Annotated in this window: 16 protein-coding genes; 2 read left to right on the top strand and 14 right to left on the bottom strand. The window is 67.1% G+C overall.

Features of this window, described 5'->3' with window-relative positions:
• Window positions 1-37: 37 nt before the first annotated feature.
• Together KXR53_RS30900 and KXR53_RS30895 are read right to left on the bottom strand one after the other, a co-directional pair.
• Window positions 38-865, bottom strand: a complete 828-nt coding sequence (locus KXR53_RS30900) for a hypothetical protein (RefSeq protein ID WP_437379459.1) — start codon at window positions 863-865, stop codon at window positions 38-40.
• A 2-nt stretch (window positions 866-867) separates the two neighbouring features.
• Window positions 868-3,261 (bottom strand): CaiB/BaiF CoA transferase family protein, encoded by a 2,394-nt coding sequence (locus KXR53_RS30895; RefSeq protein ID WP_437379458.1) that lies wholly within the window; start codon window positions 3,259-3,261, stop codon window positions 868-870.
• Between the two features lie 170 nt (window positions 3,262-3,431).
• On the opposite strand from KXR53_RS30895, the gene KXR53_RS30890 reads away from it, so the two are divergent.
• Window positions 3,432-4,445 (top strand): LacI family DNA-binding transcriptional regulator, encoded by a 1,014-nt coding sequence (locus KXR53_RS30890; protein WP_437379457.1) that lies wholly within the window; start codon window positions 3,432-3,434, stop codon window positions 4,443-4,445.
• A gap of 19 nt (window positions 4,446-4,464) precedes the next feature.
• Here the strand turns inward: KXR53_RS30890 and KXR53_RS30885 are convergent, their stop codons facing one another.
• The 3 genes from KXR53_RS30885 to KXR53_RS30875 are packed head-to-tail and all read right to left on the bottom strand — an operon-like array spanning window position 4,465 to window position 10,854.
• A complete protein-coding gene (locus KXR53_RS30885; protein ID WP_437379456.1) occupies window positions 4,465-7,053 on the bottom strand; it encodes a hypothetical protein in 2,589 nt (862 codons plus the stop codon).
• A gap of 43 nt (window positions 7,054-7,096) precedes the next feature.
• Window positions 7,097-9,202: a beta-galactosidase trimerization domain-containing protein gene (locus tag KXR53_RS30880; protein ID WP_437379455.1), complete on the bottom strand. Its 2,106-nt coding sequence runs from the start codon at window positions 9,200-9,202 to the stop codon at window positions 7,097-7,099.
• 41 nt (window positions 9,203-9,243) lie between these two features.
• A complete protein-coding gene (locus KXR53_RS30875; RefSeq protein ID WP_437379454.1) occupies window positions 9,244-10,854 on the bottom strand; it encodes an ABC transporter substrate-binding protein in 1,611 nt (536 codons plus the stop codon).
• A gap of 287 nt (window positions 10,855-11,141) precedes the next feature.
• Between KXR53_RS30875 and KXR53_RS30870 the strand changes: the two genes are divergently transcribed.
• Window positions 11,142-12,206, top strand: coding sequence for a LacI family DNA-binding transcriptional regulator (locus tag KXR53_RS30870; RefSeq protein ID WP_437379453.1), 1,065 nt, complete (start codon window positions 11,142-11,144; stop codon window positions 12,204-12,206).
• Between the two features lie 117 nt (window positions 12,207-12,323).
• On the opposite strand, the gene KXR53_RS30865 is transcribed toward KXR53_RS30870, so the two are convergent.
• From KXR53_RS30865 to KXR53_RS30825, 9 genes are all read right to left on the bottom strand, one after another.
• Window positions 12,324-13,640 (bottom strand): aspartate aminotransferase family protein, encoded by a 1,317-nt coding sequence (locus tag KXR53_RS30865; protein WP_437379452.1) that lies wholly within the window; start codon window positions 13,638-13,640, stop codon window positions 12,324-12,326.
• A gap of 8 nt (window positions 13,641-13,648) precedes the next feature.
• A complete protein-coding gene (locus KXR53_RS30860) occupies window positions 13,649-14,317 on the bottom strand; it encodes a cysteine hydrolase family protein (protein WP_437379451.1) in 669 nt (222 codons plus the stop codon).
• Window positions 14,314-15,342: a branched-chain amino acid ABC transporter permease gene (locus tag KXR53_RS30855; protein ID WP_437379450.1), complete on the bottom strand. Its 1,029-nt coding sequence runs from the start codon at window positions 15,340-15,342 to the stop codon at window positions 14,314-14,316. The genes KXR53_RS30860 and KXR53_RS30855 overlap by 4 nt, the downstream gene beginning before the upstream one ends.
• Before the next feature lie 7 nt (window positions 15,343-15,349).
• Entirely contained in the window at window positions 15,350-16,240 is an 891-nt protein-coding gene (locus KXR53_RS30850) for a branched-chain amino acid ABC transporter permease (RefSeq protein ID WP_437379449.1), read from the bottom strand.
• A gap of 4 nt (window positions 16,241-16,244) precedes the next feature.
• Window positions 16,245-16,952: an ABC transporter ATP-binding protein gene (locus KXR53_RS30845; protein ID WP_437379448.1), complete on the bottom strand. Its 708-nt coding sequence runs from the start codon at window positions 16,950-16,952 to the stop codon at window positions 16,245-16,247.
• Window positions 16,945-17,679: an ABC transporter ATP-binding protein gene (locus KXR53_RS30840; RefSeq protein ID WP_437379447.1), complete on the bottom strand. Its 735-nt coding sequence runs from the start codon at window positions 17,677-17,679 to the stop codon at window positions 16,945-16,947. Before KXR53_RS30840 ends, KXR53_RS30845 begins: the two co-directional genes overlap by 8 nt.
• Window positions 17,680-17,735: 56 nt before the next feature.
• Entirely contained in the window at window positions 17,736-18,911 is a 1,176-nt protein-coding gene (locus KXR53_RS30835) for an ABC transporter substrate-binding protein (protein ID WP_437379446.1), read from the bottom strand.
• A gap of 119 nt (window positions 18,912-19,030) precedes the next feature.
• Entirely contained in the window at window positions 19,031-19,687 is a 657-nt protein-coding gene (locus KXR53_RS30830) for an isochorismatase family cysteine hydrolase (protein WP_437379445.1), read from the bottom strand.
• Window positions 19,684-20,490 carry an N-formylglutamate amidohydrolase gene (locus tag KXR53_RS30825; protein WP_437379444.1) on the bottom strand — a complete coding sequence of 269 codons (807 nt, stop codon included), beginning with the start codon at window positions 20,488-20,490 and terminating at the stop codon, window positions 19,684-19,686. The genes KXR53_RS30830 and KXR53_RS30825 overlap by 4 nt, the downstream gene beginning before the upstream one ends.
• Between the last annotated feature and the right edge of the window lie 83 nt (window positions 20,491-20,573).

Genomic DNA, 20,573 nt, shown 5'->3' with positions numbered 1-20,573 from the left:
TCTTTGCATCCGTATGCAACATCACTGCACCGGACGTTTACGCGTAGATCGAGATCCGCCGGAACCGCGCCGCCACCCGGGCGCCGTCGACGACGAGGAACTCCTCGGTCTCGAAGTAGTGCCTGCCCTTGCGCTCGTAGACCGCGGTGACCGTGCCGGAGGTGGCGAGGCGCTGGCCGGGCGAAACCGGCGCGAAATGCTGGGCCTCGCCGGACACGAACACCACCGGCGCCGGGAAGCGGAAGCTGCGATTAGCATCGGCCATGGTCCGCCGGATCAAGCAGCCGGAATGGACGAGCCCGCCATCGACATAGAGCGGGTGACGCTCGTCGAAGGCGGCGAGCGAGCGGCGGAACTCCGCCTCGGTCAGGACCGCGTCGTGCGAGCCGAGGCGCGTCCCGACCGTCATGCCACCCGGGGCGACGGCGGGCGGCGGATCCGGCAGAGGCAGGACCGGGCAGCCCTCCACCGGCGGTGGCACCGGAGGCTTGCCGGGCATCGCGACCCAGCCGGTCGCCACCTCCTCGCCCTCCTGGTTGCGCAGGGTGATCGTGGCCCGGTGTTCGGAGCCGGTATCGACCAACGCAGAGGCCGCCACAGTGAGCACGTCGCCGTCATAGACCGGCCGGCGGAAGCGCGCCTCCATGCGGCCGTGTCTCGCCCAGTCGATGCCCCAGGCCTCGATGGCGATACGGCTGACATGGCCGTAGACGAAGGCGCCCGGCACCAGCGCCGCCCGGAAGCCCATGCGCCGCGCCACCGCGTCGTCATGCACGGAGCCGCGGTAGCCGGGATCGTCGTCGAGACGGATGGGGATGCGCACCGTCCTGGGGAAACCCGATCCGTGGTCCCGCACACCGGTCATGGTCAGGCCCCCGGCCGAGGTTCGGTCGCCATCGCGCCGCTGGCCTCGACGGCCGCGATCTCCGCCGGCGTCATGCCGAGGATGTCGCGCAGCACTCGGCGGTTGTCGGCGCCGAAGCACGGCGCCGCCCGGCGCTGGCTGCCCGGCGTGGCGGCGAGATGGATCGGCAGGCCCGGATGCGGATGACGGCCGGCATCGGCGTGCTCCAGCACGGTGAAGAAGCCGCGATGCGCCAGGTAGCCGCTCCGCGCCAGATCCTCGGGGGTCTGTACCGGCGCGGCGGGAACGCCGGCCGCCTGTAGCCTGGCCGCGACCGCATGCTTGTCCTGGCTCCGGGTCCAATCGGCAATGATCGCGGTCAGCGCCTCGATGTTCTCCTGCCGGGCCGTGAGTGTGGCGAAGCGCGGATCGGCGGCAAGGCCGGGATGCCCCATGACGCCGCACAGGGTCTGCCACTCCGCCTCGGTCTCGGCCGCGATCGCCACCCATTGGTCGTCGCCCCTGACCGGGAAGGCGTCGTGCGGCGCGGCATGGGGCGAGCGGTTGCCGTTCGGAGCGGGGTCGCGCCCGGTCTCGATCGCCGCCAGGAGCTCCGGCCCGATCAGCTGCATCGCGGCCTCGACCTGCGGCACTTCGATATATTGGCCCTCGCCGGTGCGCTGGCGGTGCAGCAGCGCCGTCAGGATGCCGGCCGCGGCGTTGAATCCGCCGATCGGGTCGAGATAGGACGGCCCGGTGGTCTCCGGCTGGCCGCCCGGATAGCCGATCATGCTCGACATGCCGGTCGACATCTCCATGGTCGGGCCCAGCGCGGCGTAGCGCGCCATCGGCCCCTCGGCGCCGAAGGCCGGCAGCTCCGCCACGATGATGTCCGGCCGGATCCGGCGCAGGCTGTCGTAGTCGAGGCCCAGCTTCGCCAGGGTGCCGGGCCGGAAGTTGCAGATCACGACATCGCTGACCGCCGCCAGGCGCCGGATGATCTCGCGCCCCTCCCCGGTCTTCAGGTCGAGGATGCAGGACAGCTTGTTGACGTTCTGCGAGTTGAACTGGAAGGCCCGGTCGTAGGGGCGGGCGCCCGGGTCGCCGTCCGGGAAGTTGACCGGGTTCGGCACCTCCTTGTTCAGCCGCCAGGAGTTGACCCGGGTCGGGGATTCGACATGGATCGCCTCGGCCCCGAGAAAGCCCAGGACCCGGCCCGCCATCGGCCCGGCCCAGGCCGTGGTCAGCTCGAGCACGCGCAGCCCGGCCAGAGGTCCGGTTCCAGGGATGACGGCGTCGGCTCTCGACTGCCTGGTCCTCCAGCCCGCCGGCGCCGTCCCGCGCGGTCCACCGTTGTCGGCGCCGAGCCGCGGCGCGCCGGAGCGGACGCGGCGCGGCGTCCGGCTCATCCGGAACGGCGGCCCGAGGATCACCTCCTCGCCCACCGCCTCCCAATAGCCGCGCTGGTTCAGGTGGGAGCTGGCGCGCAGCTCCGACGGGCGGTAGGCCTTGGCCGCAATCACCTCGGCCCGCTGCAGCTCGGCCACGAGCTGCTCGGCCTCCAGGCCCGCGACCTTGTCCTGGATGATCTCGAACAGCGCCGCCCAGCGTGCGCGGCGCGGAGTGGGGGCGCTGAAGCGCTCGTCGCGCTCGAGGTGCTCGAGGCCGAGCGCCCGGCAGAGCGCACTCCAGCGGTGATTGTAGATCCAGATGCAGACCCAGCCGTCGCGGCACCGCACCTGGCCGGCCGGGATGTTCGGGTCTCCCCTGCCCTTCACCGTGCCGTTGTAGATGTGCTGCAGCACATAGGGGAAGCACATCGCCGCCGCGGTCTCGGCCTCGTCCACCGTCACGGTCTGGCCCAGCCCCGTGCGCTCGCGGGCGTAGAGCGCGGCGGTGACGCCGATATAGGCGGCGATGCCGGCCGCGAAGGACGCCCGGCGGCCGCAGCCATAGAGCGGTTCCCGGCCGTGCGCCCCGTTGTTGTGCATCATGCCGGACAGGGCCTGCAGCACGATCTCCGGCCCTTTCCAGGCGCTGAGCGGCCCGTCCGCGCCGAAGGGGCTGACCACCGCCGCGATGCAGTGCGGGTTGAGTGCGAGCACACGCTGCGGCTTGGATCCCGGCGGCAGGATCGCGACATCCGCCATGCGCAGCAGGCCGTCGAGGGCATCGCGTCCCCCAGCGCTCCCGAGGTCGAGGCTGACCGAACGCTTGCCGGTGTTGAGGTGGAAGAACAGCAGCGACCCGCGGTCGCCGGCCTCGCTGAAGGGCGGCATGCGGCGGAGGACCGAGCCGTCCGGCGGCTCCACCAGCACCACCTCCGCGCCGAAATCGGCCAGCAGCCTGGCGCAGTACTGTCCGCCGACGGATTCCGACAGGTCGACGACGCTGAGCCCGGTCAATGCGGATGCCATCGCGACGCCGCCTCCCCCTGCCCTGTTGACCAGGACGATATCGAGTCTTGCATCCGTATGCAACGCACACACATAGTGCGGCGACGGAAACCGGAACCGGCCACGGCCAAGGCTGGGTTCGGCTCCTCCCGTGTTATGGCTGAGGCGGGTGACAGCGAGGGAAGGCGACCGTGAGCTCCAGAGATCTGCGCAAACCGATCACCGCGCGCGAGCTCGCCCGGCTGATCGGCGTCAGCCAGTCCGCGGTCTCGCGCGCCTACACGCCCGGTGCCTCGATCTCGAGCGAGATGCGCCAGCGCATCCTGTCGACGGCGGAGAGCCTGGGCTACAGCCCCAACGCCATCGCCAGCACCCTGTCCAAGCGCCGGAGCAACATCGTCGGGATCGTCGTCTCCGACATGCAGAACCCGTTCTATCCGACGCTGATCGAGAAGCTGTCGCGGGGCCTGCAGACCGTCGGGCAGCAGAGCCTGATGTTCAACCTGACGCCGGGCAGCGACATCAAGCAGCAGCTCGTGGCGCTGCGGCAGTACAATGTCGACGCGGTGGTCATCGTTTCGGCCGCCCCCCTGTCGGGGTCCTCGCTGGTCTGGGCGACCGAGGGACGGAAGGCGATCATGATCAACCGGACCGTCCCGGACTCGGACATAACCGGCGTCTGCTGCAACAACGCCGAAGGCGCGCGCGCCATCGCCGATCATTTCCACGCCCTCGGGCGGCGCCGCGTGGCCTTCGTGGCCGGCGTGCCGCATGCCAGCGCCAATCTCGAACGCCAGCACGCCTTCATCGCCCGGGTGGCGGAGCTGGGCATGACCCTCACCGCCTCCGTTGCCGGCGGCGAGTACAGCTACGATGCCGGCTACCGCTCGGCGATCGAGATCGCCCGCACCACCCGCACCGACGCGATCTTCTTCGCCAACGACATCCTGGCGGTCGGCGGCCTCGACGCGCTGCGCGACGAGATGGCCCTGTCCGTGCCCGGGGACATCGCAGTCGCCGGCTTCGACGACATCGCCATGGCCCGATGGCCGCGCTACTCGCTGACCACCTTCCGCCAGCCGCTCGACGCCATGGTCGAGCTGACGGTCCGGCTGGTGACCGGGAAGGCGGAGCCGGCCGAAGCCGGCAATGTCCATCTGTTGCCGGGCGAGCTGGTCGTCCGGAAGACGACGGCCGGCGGCTGAGGCTGGGCGACGCGCCATCTCACACCTGCAGGGCCGTGAGATAGGGCTCATTGGCTAGGTCGTCGCGTAGGCCGGGCGCCAGGACCAGTTGGTCCCCGGCCACAGCGCTGACGTAGAACTGCAGATGGAAGGGCGAATCCGTGTAGTCGGGCGGGATGACCGCCGCGAAGCCGCTGCCGTTCCACTGCATCGGCGTCGCCTGCCAGCGTTCGGCCTGGTTGACGTGGCGGTAGTGCAGCACCGGCTCGCCGCCGCCCGGCAGCGCTTTCGCCAGATCGGCCCGAACCTCCACCGCCTCGCCATGCCGGAAGGTCGCCGGCGCCGTGACTCCCGCGGCGAGGCTGCGCGTCGGCTTTCGCCCCTGCAGCCGGGCGATGGCCGCCCGGGTCCTGTCGTCGGGATGGACCGTCTCATGCGGCGGCTCGGATCGCATCGCCTGCAGGTCGGTCAGCTCGATCTCGATCTCCCGCAGCCGCTGCTGCCAGGAGCCGCGCAGCCAGCTCTGCGGCCCGTAGGTCAGGTCGTCGTGATAGACGTCGCGCGCGTTGTCGGCGATGCCCTGCCAGGCGAGCACGGCCCGTTTCAGATGGGCCTCGGCCCGGTTCAGCGTCACCGTCGCCCTGGACAGGATGAACAGCTCGCCCCAGGTCGAGGCGCGGAACTTCTGCGCGAAGAACCGGGCGATGCCGGACAGGATGCCGACATCGATGACGATGCGCTGGACCTCCGCCGTCTCGAAGGTGCCGCTGCCCTTGAGCAACACCAGCGCCGTATCGCAGCCCTCGGCCAGCCGCTCCAGCCAGTCGGCGACGTCGAGCGGGGAGTAGCGCCGGTCAGTGCGGCCCTCGTGCAGCGCTTCGGCATACTCCCGCGGCGTCGCGAAGAGCTGCGGATCGAAGGTCGGCGCGTTGCCGAAGCGGACCGGCCCGTCCATGTCGCGGCCATAGGGCTGGTGATGGCCGACCGTGCCGATGGGGAGGTTGGAATAGATCTCCGGCCAGTAGTGGTTGTTCGAGGCCGACGGCCCGTGCGTCAGGCTGACCAGCGGCAGCACGCGGCTGGCCAGCGACAGGGCGGTCTCGCAGGTTTCCGCGGCGTCACCGCAGGCCCGGCGGAGATGGCGCATCCAGCCGTCGCGATCGGCCTCCGGGTTGTACAGCAGCCGGCCCCAGACCCGGTAGAGATAGGCGTATTTCTGCCAGTCGTACTTCGTCGCCAGGCCCTGCTTCCGGTAGTGGAAGCGCTGCCCCGGCACGCCGGTGCCCATGCGGCCCTTGAACGAGCCGGGCTCGCACCATTCCACACCGTCAGAGCCACAATAGGTCGAGCTGCGGCCGTAGCCGGCGGCCAGCACCGGGTCGCCCCAGAGCAGCACGCGCTGGGTGCCGGCCCAGATCCGGTACAGCACCTTCCAGTCGCGGTCCTTGCTCAGCAGGTCGCCATAGCTGTAGCGCAGGAACTTGCGCGATCCCTCGCTCAGCTGCTCGCGCTCGCTGCGCGCCACCTCGGGCGGGTATTCGCGCTCCCGGATCGCCGACTGGTGGTAGGGCAGCCCCATATGCTCGGCCATGTATTTGGGCGACGCGGTAATCGGCATGCCGGACGCTCGCGCCAGGCCGATGGTCTTGTGGTCCAGCCCCTTGCCGTGCATGTCGATCTCGACCGGCCGGCCGGCCGCGGCGACGCCCTGGAACGCCTGCTCCCAGAACGCGTAGTCGCCTTCGGGGATGCCGCCCTCGACATGCACCCGAAAGGTCAGGCCGGTGATCTCCGGCACCTCCTTCAGCAGCGCCGTGATGGCGTCGCGGCAATAGGGCGCCAGATTGTCCCGGCCGATCCCGCGGACGGTGTAGTTGGCGTTCGGGACGTCGTCGAAATCATAGCGCTGCGTCCACAGCGCCAGCTGGAAGTCCAGCCCGCGCCGCGCGGTCTCGCGGGCGATGAACTTCAGGGTGTCGAGATTGGCCTCGCGCTCCTCCGGCGTCAGCTCCTTGACGTCGACGTCATAGCCGGGGACATCGAGCAGGAACGGGTACGGGAAGTAGAAATAGACGTCACGGATGAAGTTGTTGTGGTATGGGTAGTTGTAGCCCATGCCCAGCGTCAGGGCGAACCGGTTGAACCGGTTGCCGGCCAGCATCGTCAGGTACTCGTGCCAGAACTGGCGGTCGTGGAACCAGCTCTTGTCCTCCTCCTCCGAGCAGAACAGCCGGGCGATGCTGCGGATGCGGGCCGAGGGCCGCTCCACCAGCGGCAGGCCGGGGCCGAACAGGTCGCCCTCGGCATGGCCGACCCGGTCGGTCAGCTCGGTCAGCGCATAGACCAGGCCGCGGGTATCGAAACCCCAGGCGACGATGCCGTCCGTCACCGGCAGTAGTGCCAGCCCCTCCGTCGTCTCCGGCAGTGTCACCGACGATGCCGCGGCGGCGGCCGCGGCCTCCTGGTCGCCGGAGGTCGCCACGCGGATTGTGAAGCCCGCCGGCACCCCGCCGATCGCGGCCTCGACGTCGCGCTGCCGCAGGGCCCGCAGCAACTCCTCCGCCGCCCACCGGACCGGGGCGACCACGGGGTCGGGCATCAGCAGGGTGACGGAAGTCTCTGCAGCCATGAGGATCCTCGTGCCGTCCTGGTGTCGATCGGTCGCCGCGCGGTCAAGTCAGCGCGGCGACCTCGTAGTCGGCGATGCCGTCGAGCGTGAAGCGGACGGTGGCGCCGGTCTGGGTGAAGGGCACGCTGCGGCCGGCGCGCAGGGCCTCCACCGCCCGGATCGCCCGGCCGGCCGCGACCTCGAAGCTCACCGTCTGGGCCCCGAGCGGATAGGTCTCGCGGACCCAGCCGCGCAAGGCATTGGGCGAGGTGTAGTTGAGGATATGGAGCGCGTAGCCCTCCTGGGTCTCCCACGGGAAGACATCGATCAGCCCCTGCCCCTCGATGCGCACCGGCTGCCGCCCGTCCAGCGCCCAGCGCACGGCGTTCGCCATCAGCCGGCCGAGATCGCCATTGGTCGAGAGCCAGAAGGACCGGTCGATGTCGCCCGAGAACCAGACCACCCTGCCCTGCCCGTGCTGCCGCACCGAAAGGGCGGCTTCGTCCGTTCTCGGCGTGTTCGTGTAGACCATCTCGGGCGGGAAGGCAGCATAGGGCTCGACGATGCTCAGGAGCCCGGCCCCGCCGGGCGCGACCGGCAGCCGGAACTCGCCATAGGGCAGCAGCATCGTGTCGCCGAAGCCGGCGAGGATCGGGTGGTCGCCCTCGATGCGCGCGAAATGCCCGCGCCGATGATGCTTGTGCTCCCCTTGCGCGGCACCGAAGGGCTGGCCGACGACCTCGACGCCGAACAGCCCGGCCAGGGCCGGCGTGCCGCGGCGACGGCCCCATTCGTCGAAGCAGCCGCTCTCGAAGGTGGCCACCATCGCGCCGCCGCCGGCCACATAGTCCTCGATCGCCCTGGCCTGGGCGTCGGACAGCATCGCCGTGTTCGGCAGGACGATGGCGGCGAACTTCTTCAGCCGCTCCGGCGTCAGGTTCTGCTCGTGCAGGAACTCGAACGGGATGCGGGCTTCGAGCAGGGCGTAGTACCAGCCCTGCAGATAGTCGGTGACGTCGCCGCCGCCGGACGGCCGGTAGAAGGCGTTGGTCCGCTGCGAGAAGACGATGGCGAGGTTGGCCACCGGCGCCCTGTTGCGGAAATGCCGTTCATGCTCGGCGAGCCAGCGGAAGAACGCCTCGCCGGTCCAGCGGAACCGGTTGTCCTCCGGCGCGCCGCCGAGCCAGTGGTACCACGGGACCATGCCGCTGGCGGTGGACTGGGCCATCCACAGCGTCGTCTCCTCCGGCGCCTTGCTCGTGTGCCGCCAGAACGGGTCGGCATTGGCGTAGCCGCCGGTCACGTTGGTCACCGCCCGCCCGTCCATCACCGCATGGGCGACGCGGCCCTGCTGGGCGCAGTCCCATATCGGGGTCTGGTTGTTGCGGCCCTGGTGGTCGGCATTGAACCAGCCGGCGACCTTGGCGATCTCCATCACGTCGGTCACCGCCCGGATGCCGCCGCCGAGATTGCCGACATAGACGTTCTCCGGCGACCGCTCCTTGGCGATGCCGTCCCAGAGCCTCCAGATCTCGAGCACTCGGTTCTCATAGATCCGGTGGAACTCCTGCGGCGGCAACTCGGTCAGATGCTGGTGGTCGGTGTTGTACCAGGGAGGCCTGCGGCCGGTGCTGGGCCAGCCATTGGTGAAGAAGCCGTCGATGTCGTAGAGGGCGTTCATCTCGCGGTAGATCGCCGGCATCTGCTCCGTATAGAAGGTCGAGAACATGCAGGTCCGGACCAGCTCCGGCACCTCGGGGTGATGCACCGGCCGGCCGTCGGCGGTGCGCGCGATCCATTCGGGATGGGCCTCGGCGCCATCGGCATAGCACCAGTTCGGATCCATCCGCGCGACCACCCGCATGCCTTCGCGCTTGGCCGCGGCGGCGAACTCGCCGAACAGGTCGCGGTCGCCGAGATAGCGGCTGCGGTGGTGATAGGGCACCTTGGTCGGGTAGAACGCCATGATGCCGCCGCCGCTCAGCAGCAGCGTGTCGATCTTCAGGCGCTTCCAGTAGTCGATCCAGGCCTCGACATCGAGGGTCTCGGGATCGCGTTCATTGAAGTTGTTCTGCCCCGCGCGGCGCATCGTGTCGTACCAGAACGTGCCCGGCGCGAGGACGCGCCTGTCGCCGGGAGCGCCGCCGGATCGGAGGGCGGTTGCGGTCATGGTCAGTCCTTCTCGCAATTGCGCAGGCGGCGCCCGCCGCCTCAGGCGATCTTCGCCTTGTCCAGCCGCCAGTAGGCGTAGCCGGACTTCACCTCGTAGCCGAGCTCGACCCGAGGATCGCGCACGATGAGATAGCCGTTGGTGGCGATCGGCAGGACCGGGAGATCGGTCATCACCTTGCGCTCGGCCTCCTGAATGATCGCCAGCCGCTTGTCGTAGTCCGGCTCGTTCCCCGCCGCGTCGAGCAGGTCGTCGATCCCGGGGAGGGCGACGCCGTAATGCGAGTAGTTGGCGCCGCCGCTGCCGTCGGACTTCACCTCCGCCACCTTGGACAGGATGTCCGCCAGCGGCAGCGTCGGCACCGGCGGATAGGCCGAGGAGTTCTGCGGCAGGCTGTTCATGTCCTTGCGGTTGTTGGCGTGGAAGGTGGTGTGGTCGATCACCTGCAGGTTGATGTTGACCCCGACATTGCGCATCTGCTCCTGCACCACCAGCATCGCCGAGGCGTAGTCCTCGCGCTGGCTCGTATAGGCGTCGAGGGTAAAGCCGTCCGGATAGCCGGCCTCGGCCAGCAGCGCCTTCGCCTTGTCCGGATCGAATTCGTAGCGGAGCTCGGCCGGCAGCGTGTCCGCCGCGTAGCTGCCAGGAAAACCGGGCGGGTTCAGGCCGTAGGTGCGGCGGCTGATCGGCGTCATCGCCGCGACGATGGCGTCCCGGTCGATGGCATGGGCGAAGGCCTTCCGCACCCGGAGGTCGTCGAGCGGCTTGCGCGTCAGGTTGAAGCTCATGGTGAACAGGCTGCCCGGCGCGGCCACGTCGAACAGCAGGTTCGGGTTCTTCTGCTTCATCGCCGGCACCCAGCCCGGCGCGCGCACGCCCTCGATCATATGCACGTCGCCCGACAGCAGCGCCAGGGTGCGCGCGGTCGTGTCGAGGATGTAGATCACCTGCAGGTTCCTGGTGACCGGCGCCCCGCCGAAATAGTCCGGGTTGGCCGTCATCATGATGCCCTTCGACGGGTCGGGATCGATGCTGACGAACTGGTAGGCGCCGGTGCCGATCGGGTCGCGCTGGATCGCCTCGCCCCTCTCCTGCACTGCCTTCTTCGACAGGATGACGCAGGAATAGTCCTGGATGGTGCCGCTCAGCAGCAGCGGGTCGGGCTGCCGCAGCGAGATCGTCACCCCGTACTTCCCGTCGGGCTGGACATCCGCGATGTTCTGGTACAGCACCTTGTTGCCGCCGACCTGCTTCGGGTCGCGCATGCGGTTCAGCGTGAAGACCACGTCGTCGGAGGTCATCTCGCCATAGCCCTTGTGGAACTGGACGCCCTGGCGGAGCTTGAAGCTCCAGGTCCGGGCGTCGGACGACGTCGTCCAGCTCTCGGCCAGCTGCGGCACGAACTCCTCCGGCCGCTCGGCGAAGCGGCCGTTCGGCGAGGCCACCAGAGTGTCGTGGATATGCACGATCGACCAGTTGTCGGCCCCCTGGATCGAGTTCGAGGGGTCGAGCGTGCGGTTGTTGCGCGCGGCGAAGGCGATGCGGATGGTGTCGGTCGACTGGGCGGAGGCCCGGGTCCCGAAGGTCCCCGTCAGGCCTGCCCCCAGCAGCGCAGCCGATGCCCCGAGAACGTCCCGCCTGGTGAAAGGCATAGGTTCCTCCCCATCGGATTTTTTGAGGCAAACGGGTCCGTCTCCTCAAATTCATGAGGACATGAACGGATCTCTGCCTGTGATGCGCTGATGGTAGCGCTGCCATTTTCACAGAGTCAAGATACCGACCAGAGAATTATTTGGTTCTGTCCGAAGAGGGACGTCGAGGACGGCGTTCAGCTTGAATTCCGCCGCAATCCGCCCCGATACTGCCGGCAGACCGGAAGGAGACGACCATTTCCGAAAAGCCCCCCACCCGCAGGCGCCGTGGCGGCAGCACACCGACGATGGCGGATGTCGCGGCCTATGCCGGCGTCGGCACGATCACCGTGTCCCGGGTCCTGCGCGAGCCGCACCGGGTGTCGGAGACGCTGCGGCGGGTCGTCCACGACGCCATCCGCGAGCTGAACTACATCCCCGACCTCAGCGCCCGCGCCCTCGCCTCTACCCGCACCGACGTCATCGGCGTGCTGGTGCCATCGCTGACCCAGGTGGTCTTCGCCGACGTGCTGCGCGGCATCTATGACGGCGTGGGCGGCACCGACCTGCAGATCCAGGTCGCCAACACCCGCTACGACCCGTTGGAGGAGGAGCGGCTGGTCGGCGTGTTCCTGCGCCAGAAGCCGTCGGCGATGATCGTCTCCGGTATCAATCAAACGGCGAATGCCCGGCGCATGCTGGAGAAGGCCGGATGCCCCGTGGTGCAGATCATGGACCTGTCGCCCGATCCGATCGACCGCATCATCGGCTTCTCGCACGAGGATGCCGGCCGGCGGATGACCGAGCATTTGATCGACCAGGGCTACACCCGCATCGCGTTCCTCAGCGGCTGGATGAACAGCCGGTCCGCCGGCCGCCGGTCCGGCTACCAGCAGGCCCTGGCAGCCGCCGGGCTGGACCGGCCGGGTCTGATCCATTCGATATCCGAGTCCAGCCTTCGCCATCTTCTGGACAAGGTCAACCCGGCGACCGGCCGGCCGATGCTGGAATTCGCGACGCCGGCCCTGGGGCGCGAGCTGTTCCGGCAGGCGATCGCCGCGGAGCCCGGGCTCGACGCGGTGTTCTGCAACAACGACATATTGGCGCTGGGCGTCCTGTTCGAATGCGTCAAACGCGGCATCCGGGTGCCCGAGGACATGGGCATCGCCGGCTTCAACGATCTTGATTTCATGGAGGCAGCGGAACCGAGCCTCTCAAGCGTCCGGACCTACCGCTACCGTGTCGGCCACTCCGCCGTGCTGGCCATCCGCGACCAGCTCGCCGGCCAGCCGGCCGGGCCGCGCATCGTCGATGTCGGCACCGAGGTGATGACGCGCCGAAGCACCGATCGCCGCGGGATCCTGCCGGGCTGACACGGCGGCGCGCCCGGCTCCCGGGATCGCGCCTATCTCCCCGAGCTCGCGTATGATCGTCCTGGATGCCGTGCGGGCATGCCACCGCGGGGCGGTGGTGCCATCATCAGTCTGGCGTCACCAGCCTGCGAAAGCGGTGAGCGCCGAACGGTCGACGCGGCCGGACATCACGTCGGACATCGCCTGATCGAGCAGGGCAACACCCTCGCTGGCCTGCTCCTTGGTCAAAGTCAGCGGCGGAGTAAGCTCCAGGACGTTGGAATTGACGCCCACGTAGTACAGCACGAGGCCAAGCTCGAACGCGCGGTAGATTGTAAGCGCGGCCTCTATCTTGGCCGGTTCCTTGCTCGTGCGATCGGCCACCAGCTCGATGCCGATCGACAATCCCCGTCCCCGCACATCGCCGATGATGGGGTGAGTGTTCTTCAGTCGCTGCAACAGGTCTCGGAGGTGCTGGCCGACTTCCGCCGCATTGTCGGCCAGACGCTCCCGCTCGATCGTCTGCAGGACGGCAAGCCCGGCGGCGGCACAGACCGGATTGCCGTGGACCGTCTGGAACGAGAAAGCCGGCTTGTGATTCATGATCGCTTCGGGGCCGATTGCTGCGGAGACGGGCAAACCTCCGCCGAGGCCTTTGCCGAAGATGATGATGTCCGGCTCGATGTCCAGCTGCTCGAATGCGTGCAGTGTTCCGGTTCGACCCAGGCCGACCTTGACCTCGTCGACAACGAGCAGGATGCCATGACGCCGGCAGATTTCCTCGACTGTCCTGAAATAGCCGGCGGGCGGCACGATCATGCCGCCATCGGACTGGATCGGCTCGAGGAACAATGCCGCGACCTCTTCTGGCGGCGCCGGCCCCGACAGCAGGTCTTCCAGCTGCGCGATCGCGGATTCGGAGGCAGCGTGTTCACCGCCGTCACGATAGGGATTGGGATAAGGGATGAGCGAGAGGCCGGGCGCCTTGGGCACGCCTTGTTGCACCGGATGCCCCGATACTGCCATCGAGCCGACGGTCCCGCCGTGATAGGCCCCTTTGAAGGAAATGATGCGCGGCCGGCCCGTTGCCGCCACCACGGCGCGCGCCGCGGTCTCGCTGGCATCCGATCCCGAATGGCCGAGCCACACCCGGCCTGCAGCGCGCTGCGGCACGATCGACAACAGCTTCTCGGCCAACTCGACCGCTGGCAGATTGGCGCTGGACAGATGACTGGCGCCGGCTTGGCTCGCCAAGGCGCGGGCGACTGCGGCGCGCAGAGCGGGATGCGAATGACCCAGGCTTGCCGCACCCCAGGCCGCGGAAAAGTCCAGCAGCCTGCGGCCGTCTTCACCAATGAGGTAGGCGCCGTCCCCGCCGATCACCGCCTGCGGGAAGAACCGCAGGAAGGACATGCGGGACAACGCCTTGGCGTCGCGCTCATAGAGCCCGACCATCACTCACCTCACGCGAAGAAGCCCAGCACCTCGTCGAGCTGGGCCACATGACAATAGATCATGTTGATGACCTCGAGCTCGTGCCGGTGGAGCTCGTCCGTGGCGGCGGCGCAGCAATCCTCCACCACGACGACGCCATAGCTTTCGTCGGCGAGGCTGCGCACGGTGGAGGAGACGCACTGGTCGGTGAAGATCCCGGCGCAGATCACATCCTTGATACCCATGTTGTGCAGGATGAGCCGCAGGTTGGTGCCGGTGAGGGCGCTGTCTGTGGTCTTCAGCATGACGATCTCGTCGCCCTGCGGCGCGAGCTCGGGCACGATCTGCCCGTCGACGCGGTCCTTGGGCAGCAATAGGTAGTTGAAGCCTGGTTTCTTTTGGCTCAGTGACCGGTCGCGGCCATCCTGCTTCAGGCAGGCGATGCGCGCGAAAATGACCTCGACCCCGCGCCTGCGGCACTCCGCGATCAGCCTCGTCGTGTTCGGGATCACGATCCCGCGCATGCGCCGGTAGAAGGGCTGCCATCGCTCGGTCTCGTCCGGCGTCGCCTTGTCCTCGAGATACGTGTTCTGGATATCGATGACCAGCAGCGCCGTCGTGCCCGGATCCAGCCTGATGTCCGCCGGCTCCTCGGCATTAGCGTAGTAGAAGGAACGATAGGCGGTTTTCCAGCTCATCCGCTCTTCTCCTGTCTTCCAGTCCGGCGCGACAGCAGGGCGCCGATTTCCCGGGTCGGGAACAGACCACCCGGCCGCAACACCAGGATCGCCATCATGGCGAGGGCCAGCACGATCTCGGTGAGACCGATCACCGGCTCGCTCGTCACTTTCGCCTCGTTCATCAGTCCTTCGATGCCGCGAAGCGATTCAAACGCGGCGGTGACGATGAAGGTGCCGATCACCGCGCCGGTCACCGTGTTCGGGCCGCCGATCACAAGCATCGAGAGAATGAGGAAGGTCTCCTTGAGATAGAAGGCCCGCGGCGAGAAGGAGGTGATGAAATGCCCCCACAGCGCCCCGCCAATGCCGGTGAAGAGCGCAGCCAGGACGAAGGCGCGCCAGCGCAGCTGGGGGATTCGCGCCCCGATGGCTGCGGCCGCGCGCTCATCGTCCCGGCTGGCGCGCAGCAGCTTGCCGGTACGCGATTCCTTGAAAGCGACGGCGGTCACCAGGGCCAGGAGCGCCACCACAGCCGCCAGCTTGACGTCTGTCGCCTTCGGGACACCGAACAGGGTCCGCGGCCCATTGGTCAGCGCGCTCCAGTGGGTCATGGCTGTATAGAGCACGACCAGGAGGGCGAAGGAGGTGATGACAGCCGCGGCGTCGGAGAGGCGCATCAGCGGGTAGGAGACGATGGCGGCGACCAAGGCCGCGACCAGGCCGCTGACCGCGATGGCCAGATGAGGCGAAAGCTGCACACCCTGGAGGAATGGGTAAAGATCCGGTAAGGCCATCCCCTTCATCTGTGCGGGGATTGTGAGGACGGCGGTCGCATACGCGCCGACGCCCATGAAGCCCATGTGCGCGAAGGACAGGATGCCTGAATTCCCCATGAAGACTTGCAAGCCCAGCACCAGCGTGAGCGAGATGCACAGATTCGTGGCGACACGGTCATAAAGCCGGATGCCGACGATCTGACTCGCCAACACAGCGAGGAGGATCAGTCCGCCCAGAACAACAAGGGTGAGCAGGTTGCGCTTCATCGGGCCTTCATGTCCGTTGGCCGCTCGCCGGCCCCCTCACCAGGCCTTCCGGACGCCATAGCAGGATCAGGATGACGAGGCTGAACGTGAAGGCGTCCCGGAACTTCAGCAGCTCCTGCGGCAGCGTGTAGTTGAGACTGGTGTCGATGAAGGCCAGGACAAAGCCGCCGATGACCGCCCCGGTCAGGCTGCGCATGCCGCCGATGACGGTCGCTATGAACGCCACCAGCAGCGGCTCCAGCCCGATGCCGGGGACGACAGTGCCGATCCGGCCCATCCACAGCAGGCCCACGAACCCGGCGATGAGCCCGGAAATCGCGAAAGCGGAAGAGATAATAAGATTTGCAGGCACGCCCAGCATGCGCGCCATGGTGAAGTTTGTCGCCGCCGCACGCATGGCGATACCGAGGACCGTGCGGCGCATCAGAAACGCAAACAGCGCCAGCAGGAGCACCGCCGCGGCGATCGTGACGAGGTTGCGCATCGGCGTGATGGCGCCGCCGATCTCGACCGTGCGGGAAAAGATGTCCGGCAGGGGGATAACCCGCGGGCGCGGGGAGATGAAGAGCAGGGCCGCATTCTGCAGCAGGGTCGAGAAGGCGAAGGATGTGATGAGCACTGCCGTCAGTGCCTTCGCCCGGACCGGTCGAAAGGCGATATAGTCGGTGGCGATGCCGGTCACCACCGCCATGACGACAGCGGCTGCCGCCATCACCAGCCAGGGCAAACCCGATCCGCTGATCAGAAACAAGGTGTAGCCGGCGACCATGATCAGTTCGCCATAGGCGAAGTTCACCAGGCGCAGGATGCCATAGACGATGACCAGGCCGAGGGCCATCAGCGCATAGGCGCCGCCCAGGCTGAGAACGTCGATCAGGAACTGGATCGCGAAGGTCACGGCCCTAGCCCCCCAGATACAGCGCGCGGATATCGGTCGCCGCGCTGATCTCCGCTGCGGTCCCCGACGCGGCGATGGTCCCGAGGCGCATCACATAGGCGCGGTCGGCAACGGCAAGAGCCTCCGTGACATTCTGCTCCACCAGCAGGATGGTGACGCCCAGCTTCTTGAGTGTCGCGATCAGTTCGAAGATCTGGTCGACGACCACCGGGGCCAGGCCGAGGGAAGGCTCATCCAGCAGCAGCACTTTTGGCCGCGACATCATTGCGCGCGCGATGACGAGCATCTGCTGCTCGCCACCGGAGAGGGTTCCGGCCGGTTGCCCCAGGCGCTCGGCCAAGCGCGGGAAAAGCTGGAACATTCGCTCCCGATCCGCGGCAACGCCGGATTTGTCGGAACGCCGGATGTAGCTGCCGAGCTGCAGATTCTCGTCAACCGTCAGGTCCGGGAACACGTCACGGGTTTCCGGCACGGTGGCGACGCCCTTGCGCACCATGATCTCCGGCTTGGCCGAGGTGACATCCTCCCCATCCAGGCGGACGGCGCCACCGGCCGCCCTCAGTGCGCCCGCGATGCATCGCAAGGTCGAGGACTTGCCGGCACCGTTGGCCCCGAGCAAAGCAACCAGCTCGCCGTCGGACACGAAGAAGGAGATGCCGCGCACCGCCCGGATCGCGCCATAGCGCACCTCGAGATCCTTCACCTCAAGCATGCGCAGCTTTCGCTCCAAGATAGGCTTCGATGACGGCCGGGTTGCGGCGGATCTCGTCAGCTTTGCCCGTCGCAATGGTGCGACCGGAGGCCAGCACGTGCAGGCGATGGCAGAGCCGCATGATCAGGCTCATGTCGTGGTCGATGATCAGCAGGCCAAGCTTGCGGTCGCGCGGGAGCCTGGTGAGGATATGCAACAGCGCCTCGGTCTCGGCTTCACTCATGCCGGCGGCCGGCTCATCGAGCAGCAGGAAGGAGGGATTGGCGGCCAGCGCGCGCGCAATCTCCACCCGGCGCTTGTCGCCATAGCTGAGGGCGCCGCCAAGTTCGTCCGCCTTACCCGACAGGCCGAATTCATCAAGCAGCCTTTCGCTCTTGGCGCGGGCGATGCGCAGGCTGTCGCCGTGGGCGAGGGAAGCGGCCTCGATATTCTCGGTCACCGTCAGATTGTTGAACAGCCGCACGATCTGGAAGGAGCGGCTGATTCCCTTGAGGGCGATCTTCCAGGGCGGCAACGACGTGATCGTCTCGCCGCGCAGCGATATGCTGCCATGGGCCAGCGGCACCTCTCCGGTGATCGCGTTGACCAGGGTCGTCTTGCCGGAGCCGTTGGGCCCGATAAGCCCGACGATCTCCTCCGGGTCCACGATGAGCGTGACGACGTCTAGGGCGCGCAGGCCCGAGAACTCGACAGAGACGTTGACCGCTTGCAGCGACGAATTGGCCATGGAATCTCCGCCAAGGAGAAGCGTCGGGACCTGCAGAGTCCTGGCGCGGTCGCGCCTCAGGGAGCCGGAAGGGTTTCCGGTCGACGCCAGCCGAGGAAACTCGGTTTGCCGCCTTTCAGTTCGACCATCACGGCCGCCTTATCCGGAACATGCCCCTCTTCCGCCGTGCCGTAGTTGAGCTCGCCAGTCAGTAGCTTGAACTCACCGTCTTCCAGCGCCTTCGCCACCGCGGCGCCGTCGGTCGTTCCAGCCGCCTTGATGGCCTCCGCCATGAGCATGACGGTGTCCCACCCGGTCGCGACGAAGGCGGTGTCAGGTGCTGCCCTGTGCATCTCGGTGTAGAGGTCGATGAATTTTTTCATGTCCGGATGCGCTTCCGGCGTCATGAAAGTGTGGGTGACGAAATACACGTCATTGCCGAGGCTTTCCCCGAGCGCCGCGTGCAGGGCCGGATCGTCATATGAGTCGCCGCCAAGCACCGGCGCATTGTACCCGACCTCACGCAAGGCGCGGATGATCGTGGCGATGTCCTGGCCATAGGAGGAGATGAAGATCACGTCCGGCTTCTTGCCCAGCGCCCTCAGGCGCGCGAGCTGGGCAGAGAAATCGTTGTCACCGTTTGTGTAGGTGTCCTCGAAGATGATTTCCCCGCCATTTGTCTTGAACTGGGCAATGAAGTATTTGGAGAGTGACTTGGTGTAGGCGATGAACTGGTCGGTGACGACATAGGCCGTCCTCCACCCTTTTTCCTTGAACGCGAAATCGGCGGCCGTCGCGCCCATCGTGGTGTTCCACATGGACAGTGTGAACTGCTTGTCGCCGAGCGACCAGGAGGAATAGAGCGGGTCAGAGGCGCAGGTGGAGATGCCGACCAGGCCGGCCTCCTGGGCCTCGCGGCTCGCCGGGCCGCCAAAGTCGAAATCGCACGGTGCCATGATGATGTCCGCGCCCTTGTCGATCAGCTCGACTGCGGCGTTGCCGACTGTGACCGGATCGGACTTGCCGTCGATATTGATGAAGTCAACCTTCTTGCCCAGCAATCCACCTTGGTCGTTGAGATATTTGACAGCGACCTGGGCGCCCAAGACGGCGGGCGTGTCGAGCGGCGCCTGCACGCCGGTCTGGCACATGGCTCCGCCGATGACGATGGTGTCGTCCGCCGCCTGCGCGGCACTTGCAAAGCAGAGAGCAGCGACTGCCGCGCCTGATATGCTCTGGATTGATCGTTTCATCTCAGTCCCCTTGGTTCTGAGCCAACTCATCCGCGGCGACCCTGCCCTGAACTCTCACCCGCTCTGCAGACAGTGGCCTGCCGCAGTACTGGCAGGCATCGGGCCCATCCAGTGCCTGCTCAATTCTGCCTCTCGATTTCGGCGATCAGCGCATTCGTGTCGACCTGCCGGCAATAGCCCCTGATGGCGCGCAGGGAATTCTGGTGCCGTTCCTCGCTCATAGTGGCGCAGGCGTCGGGCACGAGCGTCACCAGATAGCCGAGGTCGCATGCGTCGCGTACCGCCGATTCCACGCACTGGTCGGTCAGGACCCCGGCAAGCACCAGCTGCTTCACCCCGAGATTGCGCAGGAGATAGTCGATGTGGGTGGAAACGAACACGCTGGACGAGCCCTTGGGCAGAACGATCTCGTCTTCGCCTGGCGCGATCTCGTCGATGACCTTGCCGTCCCAGGAGCCCTTGGGAACGTTGAAGCCCGTGATCTTGTAATCGAGGCTGCGATCGCGGCCGTCCTTGGTCAGACTCTCGATCGTGGTGTAGAGCACTTCGATGCTGGCAGCCCGAAACGCCTTCTGCAGCCGCTGCATGTTCGGGATGGCGACTGATTTCAGACGCTCAAAATAGTATCCGCATCTCTCGGCAATCTCGGACTCGGGCACGTCCTTGAATTCGCCGCCATCGCGGCGCACCGAGAAGTTCTGCACGTCGACGAACAACAGCGCCGATGATCTCGGCTCGAGGGGTACTTCGCGCGTTGTCAGGGTGTCGGTATTCATGAGGCAAGCTCTTTCATCTGGGCAGTGGCTGCGCCAGCCAGGCTGTCCGCGATCAGGCGGGACCAGCGCTCCTGGCCCGTAGCATCGCCGATCAGGTCATTGCGTATCTCGAGCAGCAGATGCGGGATGCCGCGTTTTTCACCGTGGACTGGGATCGTGTAGTCCGTACGGTCGTCGACCGCATAGGGCTGGTTGTGCGCGCACGAGATGTCGGGATGATGGGCCTGGAAGATCGCGATGAAGTGCTGCGCGAAGCGCGGATCGCGGTTAGACGAGGCGCCCATGAGCCAAGGCCGCGGCGCACCCGCTGCGAGCCGCGGGGTGAAACTGTGGATCGAAATCAGGATCGTGGGGATGGCGGCGTTCGTGCGCCGATCAAGCAGCTTGGCGACCGCGCGGTGAAAGGGCTGATGAATCCCTTCGAACCGCTGCCGTCGCTTCTGGTCGGTCAGGTTCTCATTGGCCGGCACCCTTGTTCCGTCGCTCACCGCCGGAAAGCAATCGGGTGCATCAAACGGTCGGTTGCAGTCCACCACCAGGCGGCTGAAGCGCTGTAGGACCAATGGCGCGTCGAGGATCGCTGACAGTCTCCGCGCCAGCCCTTCCGCGCCGATGTCGTAGGCGATGTGCCGGTCCATCTCAGCGGCTGGGATGCCTAAACCCCGCAGTCTGAGCGGCACGTGGCGACCTGCATGCTCGCACGTCAGCACGAAGATGGCACGACCGTCAGGGTTCACGACCTCGACCGGCGCAGGATCGCGATCCGACAGCAGGGGCGCACTGCGCTCCAGAGACTGCAACATCTGTCCCAGACTGCCTCCGGCGTTCCGGTCGTTCGGATTTCGGAACTGCCCACATGACTCAAAGAAATTTCTGGATCATTGTC

The organism is Inquilinus limosus (assembly GCF_051487185.1).
Classification (GTDB): domain Bacteria; phylum Pseudomonadota; class Alphaproteobacteria; order DSM-16000; family Inquilinaceae; genus Inquilinus; species Inquilinus limosus_F.
The sequence above is the reverse complement of the archived record's forward strand: the minus strand, read 5'-3'. Positions and strand labels throughout refer to the sequence as shown.

What these genes read in the sequence shown, in the direction of transcription:
- KXR53_RS30885 (WP_437379456.1), bottom strand. Translation starts at nt 7,053, where the DNA reads ATGGCTGCAGAGACTTCCGTCACCCTGCTGATGCCCGACCCCGTGGTC.
- KXR53_RS30835 (WP_437379446.1), bottom strand. Translation starts at nt 18,911, where the DNA reads ATGAAACGATCAATCCAGAGCATATCAGGCGCGGCAGTCGCTGCTCTC.
- KXR53_RS30895 (WP_437379458.1), bottom strand. Translation starts at nt 3,261, where the DNA reads ATGGCATCCGCATTGACCGGGCTCAGCGTCGTCGACCTGTCGGAATCC.
- KXR53_RS30825 (WP_437379444.1), bottom strand. Translation starts at nt 20,490, where the DNA reads ATGTTGCAGTCTCTGGAGCGCAGTGCGCCCCTGCTGTCGGATCGCGAT.
- KXR53_RS30860 (WP_437379451.1), bottom strand. Translation starts at nt 14,317, where the DNA reads ATGAGCTGGAAAACCGCCTATCGTTCCTTCTACTACGCTAATGCCGAG.
- KXR53_RS30870 (WP_437379453.1), top strand. Translation starts at nt 11,142, where the DNA reads ATGGCGGATGTCGCGGCCTATGCCGGCGTCGGCACGATCACCGTGTCC.
- KXR53_RS30845 (WP_437379448.1), bottom strand. Translation starts at nt 16,952, where the DNA reads ATGCTTGAGGTGAAGGATCTCGAGGTGCGCTATGGCGCGATCCGGGCG.
- KXR53_RS30875 (WP_437379454.1), bottom strand. Translation starts at nt 10,854, where the DNA reads ATGCCTTTCACCAGGCGGGACGTTCTCGGGGCATCGGCTGCGCTGCTG.
- KXR53_RS30900 (WP_437379459.1), bottom strand. Translation starts at nt 865, where the DNA reads ATGACCGGTGTGCGGGACCACGGATCGGGTTTCCCCAGGACGGTGCGC.
- KXR53_RS30865 (WP_437379452.1), bottom strand. Translation starts at nt 13,640, where the DNA reads ATGGTCGGGCTCTATGAGCGCGACGCCAAGGCGTTGTCCCGCATGTCC.
- KXR53_RS30880 (WP_437379455.1), bottom strand. Translation starts at nt 9,202, where the DNA reads ATGACCGCAACCGCCCTCCGATCCGGCGGCGCTCCCGGCGACAGGCGC.
- KXR53_RS30855 (WP_437379450.1), bottom strand. Translation starts at nt 15,342, where the DNA reads ATGAAGCGCAACCTGCTCACCCTTGTTGTTCTGGGCGGACTGATCCTC.
- KXR53_RS30830 (WP_437379445.1), bottom strand. Translation starts at nt 19,687, where the DNA reads ATGAATACCGACACCCTGACAACGCGCGAAGTACCCCTCGAGCCGAGA.
- KXR53_RS30840 (WP_437379447.1), bottom strand. Translation starts at nt 17,679, where the DNA reads ATGGCCAATTCGTCGCTGCAAGCGGTCAACGTCTCTGTCGAGTTCTCG.